The sequence below is a fragment of the Paracoccus sigandri genome (assembly GCF_003709565.1).
In the GTDB taxonomy this organism is placed as follows: Bacteria; Pseudomonadota; Alphaproteobacteria; order Rhodobacterales; family Rhodobacteraceae; genus Paracoccus; species Paracoccus siganidrum.
Genome location: NZ_QNRC01000011.1, coordinates 137,386 through 153,482 on the forward strand (window position 1 = coordinate 137,386; position 16,097 = coordinate 153,482).

Annotated in this window: 13 protein-coding genes; 9 read left to right on the forward strand and 4 right to left on the reverse strand. The window is 71.4% G+C overall.

The window, feature by feature from the left end; genetic code table 11:
* Positions 1–93: 93 nt before the first annotated feature.
* From C9E82_RS12185 to C9E82_RS12195, 3 genes are read right to left on the reverse strand one after another with little or no spacing between them, the layout of a single operon-like run.
* Complete coding sequence (locus C9E82_RS12185; protein WP_119899651.1) at positions 94–1,125, reverse strand: siderophore-interacting protein; 1,032 nt, start codon at positions 1,123–1,125, stop codon at positions 94–96.
* A gap of 15 nt (positions 1,126–1,140) precedes the next feature.
* The gene (locus tag C9E82_RS24100) at positions 1,141–2,355 is read right to left on the reverse strand and encodes an MFS transporter (protein ID WP_147393120.1); all 1,215 of its coding nucleotides are present in this window, start codon (positions 2,353–2,355) and stop codon (positions 1,141–1,143) included.
* A gap of 2 nt (positions 2,356–2,357) precedes the next feature.
* On the reverse strand, positions 2,358–4,430 hold the full coding sequence (locus C9E82_RS12195) for a TonB-dependent siderophore receptor (RefSeq protein WP_119899649.1): 2,073 nt from the start codon (positions 4,428–4,430) through the stop codon (positions 2,358–2,360).
* A 284-nt stretch (positions 4,431–4,714) separates the two neighbouring features.
* Between C9E82_RS12195 and C9E82_RS12200 the strand changes: the two genes are divergently transcribed.
* The 5 genes from C9E82_RS12200 (at position 4,715) to mobA (ending at position 9,269) form a co-directional block, all read left to right on the forward strand.
* On the forward strand, positions 4,715–5,749 hold the full coding sequence (locus C9E82_RS12200) for a hemin-degrading factor (protein ID WP_119899647.1): 1,035 nt from the start codon (positions 4,715–4,717) through the stop codon (positions 5,747–5,749).
* Complete coding sequence (locus C9E82_RS12205) at positions 5,746–6,624, forward strand: ABC transporter substrate-binding protein (RefSeq protein WP_205962203.1); 879 nt, start codon at positions 5,746–5,748, stop codon at positions 6,622–6,624. The genes C9E82_RS12200 and C9E82_RS12205 overlap by 4 nt, the downstream gene beginning before the upstream one ends.
* A complete protein-coding gene (locus C9E82_RS12210; RefSeq protein WP_119899645.1) occupies positions 6,624–7,709 on the forward strand; it encodes a FecCD family ABC transporter permease in 1,086 nt (361 codons plus the stop codon). The genes C9E82_RS12205 and C9E82_RS12210 overlap by 1 nt, the downstream gene beginning before the upstream one ends.
* Positions 7,706–8,500: a heme ABC transporter ATP-binding protein gene (locus C9E82_RS12215; protein ID WP_119899643.1), complete on the forward strand. Its 795-nt coding sequence runs from the start codon at positions 7,706–7,708 to the stop codon at positions 8,498–8,500. Before C9E82_RS12210 ends, C9E82_RS12215 begins: the two co-directional genes overlap by 4 nt.
* 121 nt (positions 8,501–8,621) lie before the next feature.
* Positions 8,622–9,269 carry a molybdenum cofactor guanylyltransferase MobA gene (gene mobA / locus C9E82_RS12220; RefSeq protein WP_240643618.1) on the forward strand — a complete coding sequence of 216 codons (648 nt, stop codon included), beginning with the start codon at positions 8,622–8,624 and terminating at the stop codon, positions 9,267–9,269.
* Between the two features lie 88 nt (positions 9,270–9,357).
* On the opposite strand, the gene C9E82_RS12225 is transcribed toward mobA, so the two are convergent.
* Positions 9,358–10,419: a LacI family DNA-binding transcriptional regulator gene (locus tag C9E82_RS12225; RefSeq protein WP_280524947.1), complete on the reverse strand. Its 1,062-nt coding sequence runs from the start codon at positions 10,417–10,419 to the stop codon at positions 9,358–9,360.
* Between the two features lie 158 nt (positions 10,420–10,577).
* Between C9E82_RS12225 and C9E82_RS12230 the strand changes: the two genes are divergently transcribed.
* The 4 genes from C9E82_RS12230 (at position 10,578) to C9E82_RS25270 (ending at position 15,909) form a co-directional block, all read left to right on the forward strand.
* Positions 10,578–11,303: a TspO/MBR family protein gene (locus tag C9E82_RS12230; RefSeq protein WP_119899637.1), complete on the forward strand. Its 726-nt coding sequence runs from the start codon at positions 10,578–10,580 to the stop codon at positions 11,301–11,303.
* Entirely contained in the window at positions 11,300–11,857 is a 558-nt protein-coding gene (locus C9E82_RS12235; RefSeq protein ID WP_119899635.1) for a glutathione peroxidase, read from the forward strand. Before C9E82_RS12230 ends, C9E82_RS12235 begins: the two co-directional genes overlap by 4 nt.
* A gap of 189 nt (positions 11,858–12,046) precedes the next feature.
* The gene (cobA, locus tag C9E82_RS12240; protein ID WP_119899633.1) at positions 12,047–12,802 is read left to right on the forward strand and encodes a uroporphyrinogen-III C-methyltransferase; all 756 of its coding nucleotides are present in this window, start codon (positions 12,047–12,049) and stop codon (positions 12,800–12,802) included.
* A 119-nt stretch (positions 12,803–12,921) separates the two neighbouring features.
* On the forward strand, positions 12,922–15,909 hold the full coding sequence (locus C9E82_RS25270; RefSeq protein WP_183154071.1) for a M10 family metallopeptidase C-terminal domain-containing protein: 2,988 nt from the start codon (positions 12,922–12,924) through the stop codon (positions 15,907–15,909).
* Positions 15,910–16,097: the final 188 nt, after the last annotated feature.

Here is a 16,097-nt window from a genome sequence, read left to right on the forward strand (position 1 = left end):
CCCGCGCCCCGCTGCCCGGAATGCCCGCCGACGTGCCGGACCAGTCGCGCCAGACCGGTCGTGCCAGATCGGGGGCAGACCAAGGGGGCCGGGTCAGGCCGTCCAGTAGGCGGCCAGATGGGTGCGCTTGCGGTCGATGCCCGGATCCTGGGCGATCGCCTGTTTCAGCGGCTCCAGCCGGTTGCGCTCGGTGGCGATCCAGATCTGCTGCGCCGGGCAGCCCTCGCGGCGCAGGCGGTCGGCCAGCGCGGCTTCGCCCCGCGGCGCATGGGTCACGCGAATGCCCGGATGGGCGGGCAGGGGATAGTCGTCGCGCGCGCCCAGCAGCAGGCATTCGCCGCTTGCCTGGGGCGCCTGCGCGGCAAGGATCCGGGCCAGCGCGGGATAGGCGGTCTCGTCCCCCGCGATCAGCAGGCTTTGCGCGACGGGGATGCCGCCGCCGCCGGGGCCGGTCAGCCCGACCTGGCTGCCCGGCGCGGCCTCGGCGGCCCAGGCGCAGGCCCGCCCGCCCGCGTGGACGAAGATGTCGGTCTCCATCCAGCCCGCCTCCGCGTCGATGGCGCGCACGGTATAGGCCGGACGGTGCAGCGCGGCCCGGCCCTGCGGCCAGAGGGTCTGGCCGTTCTCGCCGATCACCGGCCATTGCGGCCTGGCCGCGTCCGGGGGTTGCAGGATCAGCCGGAAATGGATGATCTGCCGCGCGAAGCGGTGCAGGTCTGGCGCTTCCAGCCGCAGCCGCAGGAAATCGGCGCTGATGGGCCTGATGCCCGCCACGCGGGCCAGGCTGAAATTCGGCGGATGCGCCCCCGGCCGGTCGATCGAGGACCAGCGCAGCGCCGCCGCCGCCTCGGGCAGGGCTTCCGCCAGATGCGCGACGATCGCCTCCTGCAGGGAAAACAGCATCTCGCGGCTGTGGGCGCGGGCATAGAGGATGCTGCCCTCGGGTCCCATCCGGGCGCCGAACTCGCCGCCCTCGACCTTGCACCAGGTCGAGCGGCCGTGGCCCGAATGCAGCTCCAGCCCGTGTTCGGCGGCCTCGGCGCGCAGCAGGGCATCCGCCGCCGCGAAGGGCAACAGCGCCAGCTGCGCTTCGGATTGATAGGGGGGCAGCGGGTCGTGTCTCATGCGGGATGTCGGGTCTTAAGCGGGTTGTCCGGGGGCCAGCGCGGCAAGGCGCGACAGCCGCGCTGCCACGATCAGCGGAAGTAAAGCACAGATGGCGAAGAAGGCGCCATAGCCGGCATGTTCGGCGATCAGGCCCGCGACCAGGCCGATCGCCATGCTCAGCGCGCCGTCGAGGCATTGGAACAGGGTGAAATCCACCCCGCCCTGCGCGCTGTCGGACCAGCGCATGAACTGCGCGTAAAGCGCGGTGAAGCCAAGCGCCATCAGCGCCGAGCCCGACAGCAGCGCCGCCGCCACCAGCAGCACCGGCGGCAGCGGCAGCCCCAGCGCCCCCAGCGCCAGCAGCCCGACCATCAGCGCCTGGGCCAGCAGTGCGCCGGTCAGCACGGCGCGCACGCCCCAGCGCCGCACCGCCGCGCCCCCGGCCAGCGCGCCCAGCAGCCCCAGCCCCAGGCTGGCGATGCCATTGAGCAGCCCGACCGTCCCCAGCGGCAGGCCCAGGTCGATCAGGAACGGCCCCAGCATCCCCATCGCCGCCTTCTGCGCCAGAACGAACAGCGCGGTCAGGACCAGGCCGCGCCGGATCTCGGGGCGGCGCAGGGCGCGTTTCAGGCTGGGCGCGGCGGCCCCGGCCGAGGGCGCGGCCTCGGCCCCGCGCGCCGAGACCGCGAAGCCCGCCAGCAGCGCCGCGACCAGCGCCGCCATCAGCCAGGTGCCCGCGCTCCAGCCCCAGCGGTCGACCGCGACCAGGAAGGCGCCGCCGCCGATCGCCGCGCCGACATAGGCGCCGCCCACCTGCGCGGCATTGCCCCAGCCATGCTGCGCCCGGCTGAGCGCGCCGACGGCATGGCCATCGACCGCGATGTCGACGGTGGCGGTGGCGAAGGCCACCACCATCAGGCAGGCCAGCACCGGCAGCAGCGGCTGCAGCCCCAGCGCCCCGGCCGCTGCCAGCCCGGCCACCGCCACGGCGCCGAAGGCCAGCGCCAGCGCGCCGCTGCGGGGGGCGCGGCCGCCGGGCAGGCGCCAGCCCTCGATCCAGGGCGACCACAGCACCTTCAGCGCCCAGGGCGCGACCAGCAGCGACAGCAGGCCGATCTGGTCCAGCGGCAGCCCCTGCGCGCGCAGCACCGCGGGCAGCCCGCCCCAGGTCAGCCCGCCGATCACGCTCTGCGCGACATAGGCCGCCCAGAGCCCCGACAGAACCGCGACCTGTCCCCCGGCGCGCATGATCAGAACCGCTTGCGCAGGCTGGCCGTCCAGGTCCGGCCCTCGTCGCGATAGCAATAGCCGGCGGTGCAGGTGGTCTTCTGTTCGTCCAGCAGGTTCTTGACGTTCAGCTGCAGCTGCACCCCCGGCGCCTGCGGGATGTCATAGGCCAGGGCCATGTCGACATAGCCGCGCGCCTCGTTGGTGATCGTATTGGCATCGTCGCCATAGCTTTCGCCGACCAGCCGCAGGCCCAGCCCCAGGCTCAGCCCGTCCAGCCTGCCCGCCTGCAGCTGATACTTGCCCCAGACCGACAGCGTGTCGTTCGGCGTCGCGGACAGTTCGTTGCCCGAGGTGTCGGCGCCGGTGCCGCCGTCGCGGCCCCGCTCGATCTTGACCCGCTGATGGGCATAGGCGGCGATCAGGCTGAAGCCGTTGTCCCAGTTCGCCTGGGCCTCAAGCTCGAAGCCGCGGCTGTTCAGGTCCAGCTGGCGCTGGCGGTTCTCGCGGGTCGAGGCATCCAGCACCACCCCGTCGCGCTGGTCGATGTCGAACAGCGCGGCCGAGATCAGCAGGTTGCTGTGCTCGGGCGCGTATTTCAGGCCGATCTCGCGCTGGGTCGATTGCGTGGGATCTGCCGCGCGGCCGGGATCGTCGGGGCCGCCGTCATACACCATCCCCAGGTTGGGCGAGAACGAGGTGGACAGGCTGCCATAGGCCATCACCCCGTTGTCCCATTCATGGCTGACCGCCAGCCGCCCCGAGCGCCCGGTATCGGTCTGCCGGGTCTGGCTGCCGTCCCAGGCGGTCTCGGTCGTGCGCACATGGTCGTAGCGGGCGCTGGCGAAGACCTGCCAGCTGCCGAAGCGCATCTGGTCATGCAGGTAGATGCCCGCCTGCCGGGTCTTCTGGCCGCCCGCGAAGGGGGGCTCGATCGCCGCGGTGTCCTCGGCCGAGACATAGCCGATCGCGCTGTGGCTGTCGTAATCGGCACGGGTCAGGTCGATGCCGGCAAGGATCTCGTGCTCGACGGCCCCGGTCGCGACGTTCCAGCGCAGCCCGCTGTCCAGCACCAGCGTGTCCACCTCTTCCAGGTAATGGCCCCAATAGCGGTTCAGCATGCCGCCCGCGTCATCGTGGCCGCTGTATTCCAGGTCGATATCGACATGGGCGGCGCGGAAGTTCTGGCGCAGGGTCAGCGTATCGGTCAGCGCATGTTCCAGCTCATAGCCGATCCGCCACTGGTTCTGTTCGAAATCGTTGTAGTCGGGGTCGCCCTCATAGAGATCCGAGACCTCGCCATGGGCCGGGTTGTAGAAGGCCGCCGTGCCGCCGGTCAGCGAATGCGTGCTTTCCGCCAGCACCGTCAGCCGCGTCACGCCGTCGTCCCAGGTCAGCGCCGGGGCGACATAGACCTTGTCGTCGGCATAGCCGGGCAGGTCGCTGTTCGACTGCCGCAGCAGGCTGGTCAGGCGATAGGACAGGTGGCCGCCCTCCCCCAGCGGCCCCGAGATGTCGGCCGCGATCTGCGCGCGGTCATTGGCGCCGGTGGTGAATTCCAGCTCGTGATAGGGTTCGTCCTTGGGCCGCTTGGTGATCAGGTTGACGATGCCGCCCGGCCCGCTGACGCCATAGAGCGACGAGGCCGGGCCCTTCAGCACCGCCGCGCCCTCGATCCCATAGGGTTCGGACTTGAACCAGGCCGTGGGCGCGCTCAGCTGCCGCAGCCCGTCGCGGAACCAGCCGTTGTAATAGGCCGGGAAGCCGCGCAGGAAGAAGGCGTCGAAACGGGTGTCGAAGCCGAAATTGTTGGGATTGGCCCCGGCGGAATAGCCAAGCGCCTCGTTGAGGTTGCGCGGGGCCTGGTCCTCGATCTGGTCCTGGGTGACGACGCTGATCGCCTGCGGGATCTTCGCGATGGGCGTCTGCAGCCTGGTCGCCTCGCGGCTGGCGATGGGGACATAGCCCTGCTGTTCCAGCGTGGTGTTGCTTTCCGCCTGGATGGTGATCTCGGGCAGCATATAGGGATCCTCCTGCGCCAGCGCGGGCAGGGCGGCGGCGCTGGCCAGAAGGGCGGCGATCAGGGGGTGGCGCATCTGTCGATCCTTGGTCTGCTTAGGGCGCATCGGCCCGCAATGGCGTCCGATGCGCGGCGTGACGTCATGGTCGCGGTCCCGATCCTTCCCCCACCCGGCCCGTCCAGGGCGGGCCGCAGGGCGGGTCGGATCGCCCGGCGCACAAGGATCCATCGCAACATGCCGGGTGCCGCGCCGCATCGCATGGCCGCGCATCTTGCAGCGGCTACTGATTCTGACTAAACCTGTCAAGTATAGGCCCGGCTGCCGCAGGGTCATCCACACAGGCCTCAGCGAGGGCATCCATGAACGATCTCACCCCGTCGCGGCTGCGCGAAATCAAGCGCGAAGCAACCGTCCGCCCCTTCGATCTTGCCGCCCAGCTTGGCCTGCCCGAGGCCGCGCTGGCCGAGGCCGAACTGGGTTTCGGCACGGTCAGGATCGACGCCGTGCCCGGCCGCCTGATCCCGGCGGTCGAAACCCTGGGCGAGGTGATGGCGCTGACCCGCAACCGGTCCTGCGTGATCGAGAAACTCGGCACCTATCGCGACTTCCACGACGGCGACCACGCCGCGATGACCCTGGATGCCGAGATCGACCTGCGCATCTTTCCGCGCCACTGGGTCCATGCCTTCGCCGTCGAGGTCGAGGCGGAGGGCGGCCCCCGCCGCTCGATCCAGGTCTTCGACGCGGCGGGCGATGCGGTCCACAAGATCCACCTGCGCGCGGGCTCGGACCTTCAGGCCTGGTCGGCGCTGATCCGCGACCTGGCGCTGCCCGACCAGACCGGCCTGTCCGATTACGCCCCCCGCCCCGCGCCCGAAGGCGCCCGCATCGCCGCGGACCGGGCGGAAACGCTGCGCCAGGAATGGCTGCGGATGACCGACACGCATCAGTTCAACACCCTGGTGCGGCGGCTGAAGATGAACCGGCTGGGCGCCTATCGCCTGGCCGGCGCGCCCTTGGCGCGGCAGCTGGAGGTGTCCGCCGTGCCGCTGCTGCTGGAGCGGGTGCGCGACAGCGGCCAGCAGGTGATGTTCTTCGTCGGCAATGCGGGCTGCATCGAGATCCATTCCGGCCCGATCGCGACGCTGAAGCCGATGGGCCCCTGGCTGAACGTGATGGACCCGCGCTTCAACCTGCATCTGCGCGGCGACCATGTGGCCGAGGTCTGGCTGGTCGACAAGCCGACGAAACGCGGCCCGGCGATCTCGGTCGAGGCCTTCGACGAGGCGGGCGAGCTGATCTTCCAGTGCTTCGGGATGCGCCCCGAGAAGGGCGGCGATGCCGAGGGCTGGGCCGCGCTGGTTGCCGGGCTGCCCGCGAAGGCGGAGGCATGACCATGCCGCGCCTGATCCGCCTTGCCGCCGCCGCCGCGCTTGCCTGCGCCAGCCCCGCGCTGGCCGATCCGCATCCCGATGCCAGCCGCGTGCTGTCGCTTGGCGGCGCGGTGACCGAGATCGTCCACGCGCTGGGGCAGCAGGACCGGCTGGTCGGCCGCGACACGACCTCCAGCTTCCCGCCCGAGGTGCTGGCGCTGCCCGATGTCGGCTATGTGCGCGCGCTCAGCTCCGAAGGGGTGCTGTCGGTGCAGCCCGACCTGATCCTGTCCGAGGAAGGCGCCGGCCCGCCCGAGACCATCGCCCTGCTGCAAGAGGCGGGCATCCCCTTCGAGACCATCCCCGAGGGCCATGACGCCGAGGGGCTGGCCCGCAAGGTCGAGGCCGTGGCCGAGGCGCTTGGCGTTCCCGACGCGGCCGGCCCGGTGATCGAGGAGATCCGTGCCGACCTGGCCCGCGTCGAGCAAGCGAATGCCGGGGGTGGCCAGAAGAAGCGCGTGCTGTTCATCCTGTCCCTGCAGGGCGGCCGGGTGATGGCCGGGGGCGAGGGCTCGGGCGCGGATGCGATCATCCGCCTGGCGGGGGCCGAGAACGCGGTCAGCGGTTTCCAGGGCTACAAGCCGATGACCGACGAGGCTGTCACCGCCGCCGCGCCCGATGTCATCCTGATGATGCAGCGCGGCGACGCCCAGGCCGATTCCGACCACAATGCCAGCCTTGCCGAACTGGCTGCCATGCCGGCGCTGGCCGTGACCCCGGCGGTGCGCGACGGCGCGGTCGTCACCATGGACGGTCTGCTGCTGCTGGGCTTCGGCCCGCGCACCGGCGCGGCGGCGCTGGAGCTGCACGACGCCATCTATGGCGCGGGCAGCTGATGGTCGCCGTGGACGCCCCCCGCGACCGGCCGGAGGGCGACCGGCTGGAGGGCGACCGGCGCCATGTCGGGCGGGTGCTGTGCCTGCTGCTGGTCCTGCTGCTGGCGCTGGTCGCGATCCTGTCGCTGGGGCATGGCGCCTCGGGCGTCTCGGCGCCGCGGGTGCTGGCCGACTGGCTGGCCGGTCGGCAGATCGCGCCGACCGACCGCATCGTGCTGGTGGACATCCGCCTGCCGCGCCTGCTGACCGGGATCCTGGTCGGCGCCGGGCTGGCGGTGTCGGGGGCGGTGATGCAGGGGCTGTTTCGCAACCCGCTGGCCGATCCGGGCCTGCTGGGGGTCAGCGCCGGGGCCTCGCTGGGGGCGATCTCGGGGATCGTGCTGGGCGGGATGCTGCCGGCCGCGATCCTGTCCTTCACCGGCTGGCATCTGGTGCCGCTGGCGGCTTTCGGCGGCGGCTGGCTGGCGATGCTGCTGCTCTACGGCATCTCGACCCGGCGCGGGCGCACCTCGGTCGCGACCATGCTGCTGGCGGGGATCGCGCTGGCGGCGATGATCGGCGCGCTGTCGGGGCTGATCGTCTATTACGCCAATGACAGCCAGCTGCGCGACCTGACCTTCTGGGGCCTCGGCTCGCTGGCCGGGGCAAGCTGGACCAAGATCCTGGCCGCCGGCCCGCTGATCGCCGCCGCGCTGCTGGCGGCGCCCTTCCTGGCGCGCGGGTTGAACGGCCTGGCGCTGGGAGAGGCGGCGGCCGCCCATGTCGGCATCCGCGTGCAGCGGGTCAAGGCGGTGGCGATCCTGACGGCGGCGGCGGCGACCGGCGCCTCGGTCGCGATCTCGGGCGGGATCGGCTTCGTGGGCATCGTCGTGCCGCATCTGCTGCGGCTTCTGACCGGGCCGGACCATCGCTGGCTGCTGGTCAATTCCGCGCTGCTGGGCGCCTCGGTCCTGGTCTGCGCCGACATGGTCAGCCGCACGGTCATCGCCCCGGCCGAGCTGCCCATCGGCATCATCACCGCGATGATCGGCGGGCCGTTCTTCATGTGGGTGCTGCTGTCGAACCGCCGGGTGATCGACCTATGAGCGTCTGCGCCCGCGACCTGCGCCTGCGCCTTGGTCGCGCGCCGATCCTGCACGGGGTCGACCTGACCGCGCAGGCGGGGCGGCTGACGGCGATCATCGGGCCGAACGGCTCGGGCAAGACCAGCCTGATGCGGGTGCTGACCGGAGAGCTTGCCCCCCATGCCGGCGAGGCGCTGCTGAACGGCGCGCCCATCGCCCGCCAGCGGCCCGAGATGCTGGCCCGCCGCCGCGCCGTGCTGCCGCAGCAGAGCGCGCTGTCCTTTCCCTTCACCGTGGCCGAGATCGTCCGCATCGGGCTGCATTCGCTGGCGGCGGGCGAGGCCGAGCGCGGCGCGCTGATCCGCGCGGCGCTGGCGCAGGTCGGGCTGCCGGGCCATGCCGGGCGGCTCTATCAGGAACTGTCGGGGGGCGAGCAGCAGCGCGTGCAGCTGGCCCGCGCGCTGGTGCAGGTCTGGCATCCGGTGGGCGAGGACGGGCCGTGCTGGCTGTTCCTGGATGAACCCGTCAGCAGCCTGGACATCGCCCATCAGCTGGCGGTGATGCGGCTGGCCGAGGATTACGCCCGCCGCGGCGGCGGGGTGATCGCGGTGATGCACGACCTGAACCTGACGGCGATGTTCGCCGATCACGTGCTGCTGATGAAGGACGGGCGCGCGCGGGCCGAGGGCAGCCCGGCCGAGGTCATGACCGACCGCCTGCTGTCCGAGGCCTATGGCTGCGAGCTGCGCGTCAGCCACACCCCGCGCGAGGGCGTCTGGCTGCTGCCGCAGGGCGCCAGGCTGGCCGGGTGACCGGTGGCGGAGGAAGCCCTGCAGGCCCCCTCGAAGGGCCGGCAGGGCTGGGGGCAAAGCCCCCGCGCGCCCTTGCCCCGAAGCCCTTGCGTCGCGCACGTCGCGGCGGCACAGTCGCGCGATGACCATGCCGCGCGCGCCCCTGGACGATCCGCTTCCCGCCGTCATCCTGGCCGGCGGCCTGTCCAGCCGCATGGGCGGCGGCGACAAGGGGCTGCTGCGGATTTGCGGCCGCAGCCTGATCGCGCATCTGCTGGACCGGCTGGCGCCGCAATGCGCGCCCGTCGCGCTGAACGCCAATGGCGATCCGGCGCGTTTCGCCGATCTGGGGCTGCCGGTCCTGCCGGACGGGATGCCCGACCGGCCCGGTCCCCTGGCCGGGGTGCTGGCGGCGATGGACTGGGCGGCGGGGCTGGGCGCGCCCTCGGTGCTGACCGCCGCCGGCGACACGCCCTTTCCGCCCGCCGACCTGGCGCGGCGGCTGGCCGAGGCGGCGGGGCCGTCCGGCCTGGCCATCGCCGCCAGCCCCGATCCGCAGGGCGCGATGCGCGATCATCCGACCTTCGCGCTGTGGCCGGTGGCCCTGCGCGACGACCTGCGCGCCACGCTTGCGGCGGGCCAGCGCCGCGTGCTGGCCTTCGCCGCCCGCCACCAGCCCGGCCGCGCCATCTGGGACAGCAGGCCCCATGACCCGTTCTTCAACGTGAACCGGCCCGAGGACCTGGCCCGCGCCGAGGTCATCGCCGAAACCATCCCGCGCACCGGCTGAAGCATTTCCAGCAAGAGCGGATGCCGGTTTTGCGCCCGGAAATGCGCAAGAACAATGACCTGCGGCCTTTCGACGAGTCTTCGAAAGGCTAGCAGCGCGGCGGCGCGGTCGAGCGGCCGACGACCAGTTCCGCCTCCAGAAGCTCGGTCACGGCCTTGCCCTCGGGCGCGTCGATCAGGCCGATCAGCATCTCGGCGGTGCGCCGCCCGGCCTCGCGCACCGGAGAGCGCATGGCGGTGAAGACCGGCACCGCGCCGCGATTGCTGTAATAGGACAGGTCGTCGTCGAAGGTGACGATGGACAGGTCGCGCCCCGGCTGCAGCCCGCGTTCCTCCAGCGCCTGCTTCACCCCCATCGCGATCATGATGGACGAGGTCAGCACCGCCGTCGGCGGATTGTCCGAGGACAGCAGCGCCACCGCCCCGGCATAGCCGTAGCTTGCCGACATCTCGCCGCTCAGCATCCGGTCGGGGGCGGGCGCGGGCAGCCCGGCGGCAGCAAGCGCGCGCAGGAAGCCCTCGCGGCGGCGCAGGGCGAAGTCATGCGCCTCGTCGCCGTTCAGCAGCGCGATCTGGCGGTGGCCCAGCTGCAGCAGGAACTGGGTGCCGCGCTCGAAGGCGCGCAGGTTGTTCACGTCGACCCATGAATAGGGCTCGGGATGGTCGCCGACCCGGCCATGGACGACGAAGGGCAGGCCGATCCGCTTCAGCAGCGCCAGGCGCGGGTCGCCCCGGCGCGGGAACTGCACGATCAGCCCGCCGACCAGCCCCTTGGACTTCAGCGCGCGATAGGCCTCGGCCTGTTCGTCCTGGGGCACGACGGTCAGGTTGATCTCGAACTTGCGGCGGGCGCAGACCTCGCCCACGCCGGCCAGAAAATCGGCATAGATCGGGTTCACCAGCTCGTTCCGGCCGCCGATCGGGATGACGCAGCCGATGGTCGAGGCATGGCCCGTGGCCAGCATCCGTGCATGGGCATTGGGCGCATAGCCCAGGCGGTGCGCCGCCTCGATCAGCCGGGCGCGGGTGGCCTCGCTGACCTCGGGATGGCCGTTCAGCGCCCGGCTGACGGTGGTCTGCGACATGCCGACCGCCTTGGCGAATTCCTTGAGCTTCATCTTGTCCTTGTCGCGCTGCCGGATGCCGTTCACACCGGCCGGAGCCCATGCTTGCCCGCATCGGGGGCGCAAGGCAACCATCGGGGAGACCGTCCGGTTCGGGAAAGGAACGCGGCGGGCCGGAGCTGCGTTCCGGTCAGCGTGGCCCGACCCGAACCCCGACCCTGGCGGCGCAAGCGCGGAGCGTGACGATGCACAGATACCTTGCCCATGCGGTGCTGCTGGCGGCCATCGGCTTCGCCGCGTCTCCGCTGCTGTTTCCGGGCTTCGGCGGCTATCGGGCCGACCTGTTCCCGATCCCGCAGCACGACCCGCCCGTCCAGCCGGCGGGCTGGACCTTCGCGATCTGGACGCTGATCTATGGCTGGCTGATCCTGGGATCGGCCTATGGGCTGTGGAGGGCCTCTGACGCGCCGGGCTGGCAGGGCGCGCGCCCGCCGCTGCTGGCCAGCCTGATCATCGGCATCTTCTGGATCCCGGTCGCCAACCGCTCGCCCGGCTGGGCCACGGCGATGATCCTGGCGATGCTGGCCTTCGCGGTGGCGGCCTTCCTGCGCGCGGGCGGGCGGGACCGGCCGTGGCTGCTGCGGCCGCTGGCGATCTATGCGGGCTGGCTGACGGCGGCCTCGGGGGCCTCGGTCGGGATCCTCATAGGCGGCCACGGGATCCTGCCCGCGCAGGCGGCAGCGGTGCTGAGCCTGCTGGGCGTGACGGCGCTGGCCGCGGCGATACATGCTGCGCGCCCCGAGGAATGGGGCTATCCTGTGGCGGTGATCTGGGCGCTGGCGGGGATCTTCGCGGCCAACCTGTCGCCGCCCAACTGGCTGCTGCTGCTGGTTTCGGCCACCGGGGCCGCGCTGCTGGCCTTCCGCGCCTTTTCCGGTGCCGCCGATGCGAAGAAGGAGACCGCCCGATGAAACGCCGCCTGTTCTTGTCGCTCGCCACCGCCGTCTCGGCCATCTTCGCCGGGCTGATCCACCGCCGCCCGGCCATGGCCGGGGGCGAGGCGCCCAGCTTCACCTTCCCCTCGATCGACGGCGGCCAGCTGGACAGCGCCGAATGGCGCGGCCGGCCGGTGCTGGTGGTCAACACCGCCTCGCTCTGCGGCTTCACCGGCCAGCTGCGCGACATGCAGGCGCTGCACGAGGAGCTGGGGCCGCAGGGGCTGGTGGTGCTGGCGGTCCCCTCGGACGATTTCAACCAGGAGCTGGAGAACGCGCAGAAGGTGCAGGAATTCTGCACGCTGGAATATGGCATCACCCTGCCGATGACCGACATCCTGCATGTGGCGCGGGGCGAGGTGCATCCGCTCTATGCCTGGGCGCGCGAGCAGACCGGCTTCGTGCCGAAATGGAACTTCAACAAGCTGGTGCTGGGGCCGGACGGGCGGATCCTGGGCCATTGGGGATCGATGACCAGGCCCGGCGACGCGAAGATCCGCGCCGCGATCGCGCCCTATCTGTCGTCCTGAGCCCCTGGCGCGATTTCGGCGGCAGGCGGCGAAACCGGCAGATCGCGGCCGCCATTCGCCGCTTCCGCGCCAGGGCCTTGCGCATATTTCGCGCGCGGCGGGTTTCTTCGCCGCGCGCCGGGGCTGCGGCATTGTCAGCGCCGGTCCGGGTGGTATAGCTGTCCCTTGCCCCAGCCCGGAAGTCCTCGCGTGTCCGATACCAATCCCGATGCCGGTTTCGTCTCTCTGGTTTCCGCCGGTCCCGGCGATCCCGAACTGCTGACGCTGAAGGCCGCGCGCCGCCTGGCCGAGGCCGATGTGGTGCTGTTCGACGACCTGGCCTCGGGTCCGGTGCTGGACCAGGCGGGTCCGCAGGCGGAACTGATCGCGGTGGGCAAGCGGGCGGGGCGGCCCTCGGCCCGGCAGGAACATGTGAACCAGCTGCTGGTGCAATATGCGCAGGCGGGCTGCCGCGTCGTGCGGCTGAAATCGGGCGATGCGGGGATCTTCGGGCGGCTGGAAGAGGAGCTGATCGCCCTGACCGAGGCCGGCATCCCCTTCGAGATCGTGCCCGGCGTCACCTCGGCCAGCGCGGCGGCGGCGGCGGCGGGCGTGCCGCTGACCCGCAGGCTGACCGCGCGGCGGGTGCAGTTCATCACCGGCGCCGACGTGACCGGAACCCTGCCCCAGGACATCAACTGGGCCGCCATCGCCGATCCGGCGGTGACGACCGTGGTCTTCATGGGCCAGCGCAGCTTTCCGCAACTGGCCGAGGGGCTGCGCGCCCATGGCCTGCCCGGCGACACGCCGGCGCTGTTCGCCGAGGCCGTCGGCCATCCCGGCCAGCGCCTGCTGCGCACCACCATCGACGGGCTGGCGCGAGAGTTGCGCGGCGCCGCCGTTACCAATCCCGGCCTGATCATGTTCGGCCCGCTGGCCTTCCACCACCAGGTCCCGCAGGACTGACCCGCCCCGAAAATGCCGGGTTTTCGCATAAAATGCCGGGCATTCGGGGGCTTTCCCGCGCCGCCGGTTCAATGGCCTGTTAAGCGGGACCGCCTAGTCTGGCGGTTCACGGAAACCGGATGCGCGGACAGGACATGGTTGCCTATCGGCTGGTGGCCACCTATGGGGCCGCCCCCACACGCTGGACGACGAACATCACCGACCTGACGCTGGCACTGGTGGACGGGCGGGTGATCCTGACCGTCACCACCCAGCCCGGCGGCGGGCTGTCAAGCTTCGCGATCAGCGATCCCGGCCAGCCGCTGCAACTGGTCGACAACCTGCCCTATCTGTCCGGCCTGACCTATCGCGCCACGCCCCGGACCTCGGTCCTGGCGCTGGAGGGCGGCACGCAGCTCTACCAGCTGGGGCTGGGCGGGGCCGAGCCCTTCGCCAGCCCGCTGGACGGCAGCGGCGACCTGGGCGGTTTCGCGCGGCTGTTCAACCCCGCCCAGATCGGCACGCGGTTGACCGAGCTGGGCCATTTCAGCACGCCGTCGGGCGATTTCATCTATTCCGCCCGGATCGGCGAGGCGGCGATCTCCGTGCGCAAGCTGCTGGGCGACGGCCAGCTGGGCAATGTCTCGACCCTGCGGCTGAACAGCACGCTGGTGCCCGAGGGCGCCTCGCTGGACCGGATCATCGCGGTGGATCTGGGCAGCCAGAAGATCCTCGTGGCGATCTCGGGGTTGGGGAACTTCATCTCGACCCATCTGGTCGGCGCCGATGGCAGCCTGGGCGCGGGGGCGCTGCATGGCGGCGCGATCGGCACCGGCTTCAACACGCCCACCGCGGTCGAGGCGGTGCGGACCGCCGGCGCGACCTTCCTGGTGATGGCGGCGCAGGGCTCTTCCTCGCTGAGCGTGTTCCAGCTGCAGGCCGATGGCCGGCTGATCGCGCGCGACCATGTCATCGACGAACTGACGACGCGTTTCCAGTCGGTCACGGCGCTGGCCACGGCCGAGATCGACGGCCGCGCCTTCGTCTTCGCGGGCGGGCGCGACGGCGGGATCAGCGTCTTCACGCTGCAGCCCGACGGCCGGCTGCTGCACCTGACGACCATCGCCGACAGCCACGACATGACCCTGGCCCATGTCACCGCGATCGAGGCGCGGGCGATGGACGGCCGGATCGCGCTTTTCGTCGCCAGCGGGACCGAGCCGGGGATCACCCAGCTGGTCTTCGATCCCGGCGCCATCGGTTTCACCGGCATCGCGGCGGCGGGGTCTCCGACCGGGACCGACGGCAACGACCTGATGATGTCGCGCCCCGGCACGATCTGGATGGGGGGCGGGCCGGGCGACGACATCCTGATCGCGACCAGCGAATCGATCGCGCTGCTGGGCGGGCCGGGGGCGGATGTCTTCGTGGCGGCGAATTTCAAGGGCCGCATCGCCATCCGCGACTACGAGGTGGGGATCGACCGGCTGGACCTGTCGCAACTGGGCATGGTGCGCAGCACCTGGCAGCTGCGCTTCGTGCCGCAGAGCTATGGCGTCAAGATCTTCTATGGCGAGGCGGTGATCGACATCTTCTCGAAGGGCGGCCGCACGCTGGGTCCGGCGGATTTCGGCAACGACCTGTTCGCGATCACCCATTACAACCTGCCGCCGCTGGACCCCGCGAAGATCGCGCCCTCGGACACGCCCAGCACCATCGGCCGCTATCATTTCGGCGGCACGGGCCATGACGTGATCCAGGGCGGGCAGGGGTCGGACTTCATCTCGGGCGGGCCGGGCAACGACCGCATCTTCGGCTTCGCGGGCCATGACACGATCAATGGCGACCAGGGCAACGACATGCTGCGCGGCCATGCCGGCAATGATTCGCTGTCGGGCGGTCCGGGCCGCGATACGCTGTTCGGCGACCAGGGCAACGACACGCTGCGCGGCGGCGCCGGGCCGGACCTGCTCTATGGCGGCCCCGGCGACGACCTGCTGATGGGAGAGGAGGGCAACGACACGCTCTATGGCGGCGCGGGGCACGACACGCTGATCGGCGGCCGGGGCAACGACACGCTGCATGGCCAGGCCGGCAACGACCTGCTGCAGGACATGCAGGGCAACAATGTGCTGATCGGCGGCGGCGGCCATGACACGCTGATCGCCGGGCCAGGCAATGACAAGCTGCACGGCGGGGCGGGGCGCGACAGCCTGGTCGGCGGCAATGGCAACGACCTGCTGGAGGGGGGCGCCGGCAATGACCGGCTGTTCGGCGGCGGCGGGCGCGACACGCTGCTGGGCGGCGGCGGCAACGACTATATGGACGGCGGCCCCGGCAACGACCGGATGCTGGGCGGCGCGGGCAATGACCGGATGTTCGGGGGCCAGGGGAACGACTCGCTCTGGGGCGGTGCCGGCAACGACCGGCTGAACGGCGGCCCCGGCGACGATCTGCTCTACGGAGAGGCCGGCAACGACTGGCTGGCCGGCGGCCCCGGCAATGACCGGCTGTGGGGCGGGGCGGGGAACGACACCCTGCAGGGCGGCGCCGGCAACGACCTGCTGGATGGGGGGGGCGGCAATGACCGGCTGCTGGGCGGGATGGGCAACGATACGCTGCGCGGCGGCCCCGGCGACGATCTTCTGCAGGGCGGCGCGGGCAAGGATACGCTGCGCGGCGGCGCCGGCAACGACCGGCTGCTGGGCGGCGGCGGGGACGACCTGCTCTACGGCGATGGCGGCGACGACACGCTGCTGGGCGGGGCGGGCAATGACCGGCTGTTCGGCGGCGCCGGGCGCGACCTGCTGCGGGGCGGCGCGGGCCGCGACACCATGACCGGCGGCGCCGGCAGGGATGTCTTCGCCTGGGGCGCGGCCAGCGAAAGCCGCCCCGCCGCGCCGGACCTGGTCACCGATTTCCAGCCCGGCGCGGACCGGCTGGACCTGTCGGCGCTGGACCTGGTCTTCATCGGCCGCGCCGGCTTCTCGGGCCCCGCCCAGCTTCGCTGGGACATCGTCGGCCAGCGCACCCATATCCTCATCGACCTGAACGGCGACGGCCAGGCCGACATGCTGATCCACCTGACCGGCAGGCTGCAGCTGGATGCCGACGATTTCCTGCTCTAGGTTCTGTGGACACTTACTTGATCCACAGGACGATGGCAGCGATGGTGATGACGGCGAGGTGGTTTCTGGCGGTTTTCTCGTATCGCGTGGCGACCCTTCGGAACTGCTTGAGCTTGGAGAGTGAGCCTGTGAACGCCACTGGTTCGAGAGAACAGGCGCACGCATTCGATCAGATGTCTCTGGGCGTA

Bases quoted from the DNA above. Each gene is read 5' to 3' on its own strand.
- C9E82_RS12185 (WP_119899651.1), bottom strand. From the start codon at position 1,125: ATGAGACACGACCCGCTGCCCCCCTATCAATCCGAAGCGCAGCTGGCG.
- C9E82_RS24100 (WP_147393120.1), bottom strand. From the start codon at position 2,355: ATGCGCGCCGGGGGACAGGTCGCGGTTCTGTCGGGGCTCTGGGCGGCC.
- C9E82_RS12195 (WP_119899649.1), bottom strand. From the start codon at position 4,430: ATGCGCCACCCCCTGATCGCCGCCCTTCTGGCCAGCGCCGCCGCCCTG.
- C9E82_RS12200 (WP_119899647.1), top strand. From the start codon at position 4,715: ATGAACGATCTCACCCCGTCGCGGCTGCGCGAAATCAAGCGCGAAGCA.
- C9E82_RS12205 (WP_205962203.1), top strand. From the start codon at position 5,746: ATGACCATGCCGCGCCTGATCCGCCTTGCCGCCGCCGCCGCGCTTGCC.
- C9E82_RS12210 (WP_119899645.1), top strand. From the start codon at position 6,624: ATGGTCGCCGTGGACGCCCCCCGCGACCGGCCGGAGGGCGACCGGCTG.
- C9E82_RS12215 (WP_119899643.1), top strand. From the start codon at position 7,706: ATGAGCGTCTGCGCCCGCGACCTGCGCCTGCGCCTTGGTCGCGCGCCG.
- mobA (WP_240643618.1), top strand. From the start codon at position 8,622: ATGACCATGCCGCGCGCGCCCCTGGACGATCCGCTTCCCGCCGTCATC.
- C9E82_RS12230 (WP_119899637.1), top strand. From the start codon at position 10,578: ATGCACAGATACCTTGCCCATGCGGTGCTGCTGGCGGCCATCGGCTTC.
- C9E82_RS12235 (WP_119899635.1), top strand. From the start codon at position 11,300: ATGAAACGCCGCCTGTTCTTGTCGCTCGCCACCGCCGTCTCGGCCATC.
- C9E82_RS25270 (WP_183154071.1), top strand. From the start codon at position 12,922: ATGCGCGGACAGGACATGGTTGCCTATCGGCTGGTGGCCACCTATGGG.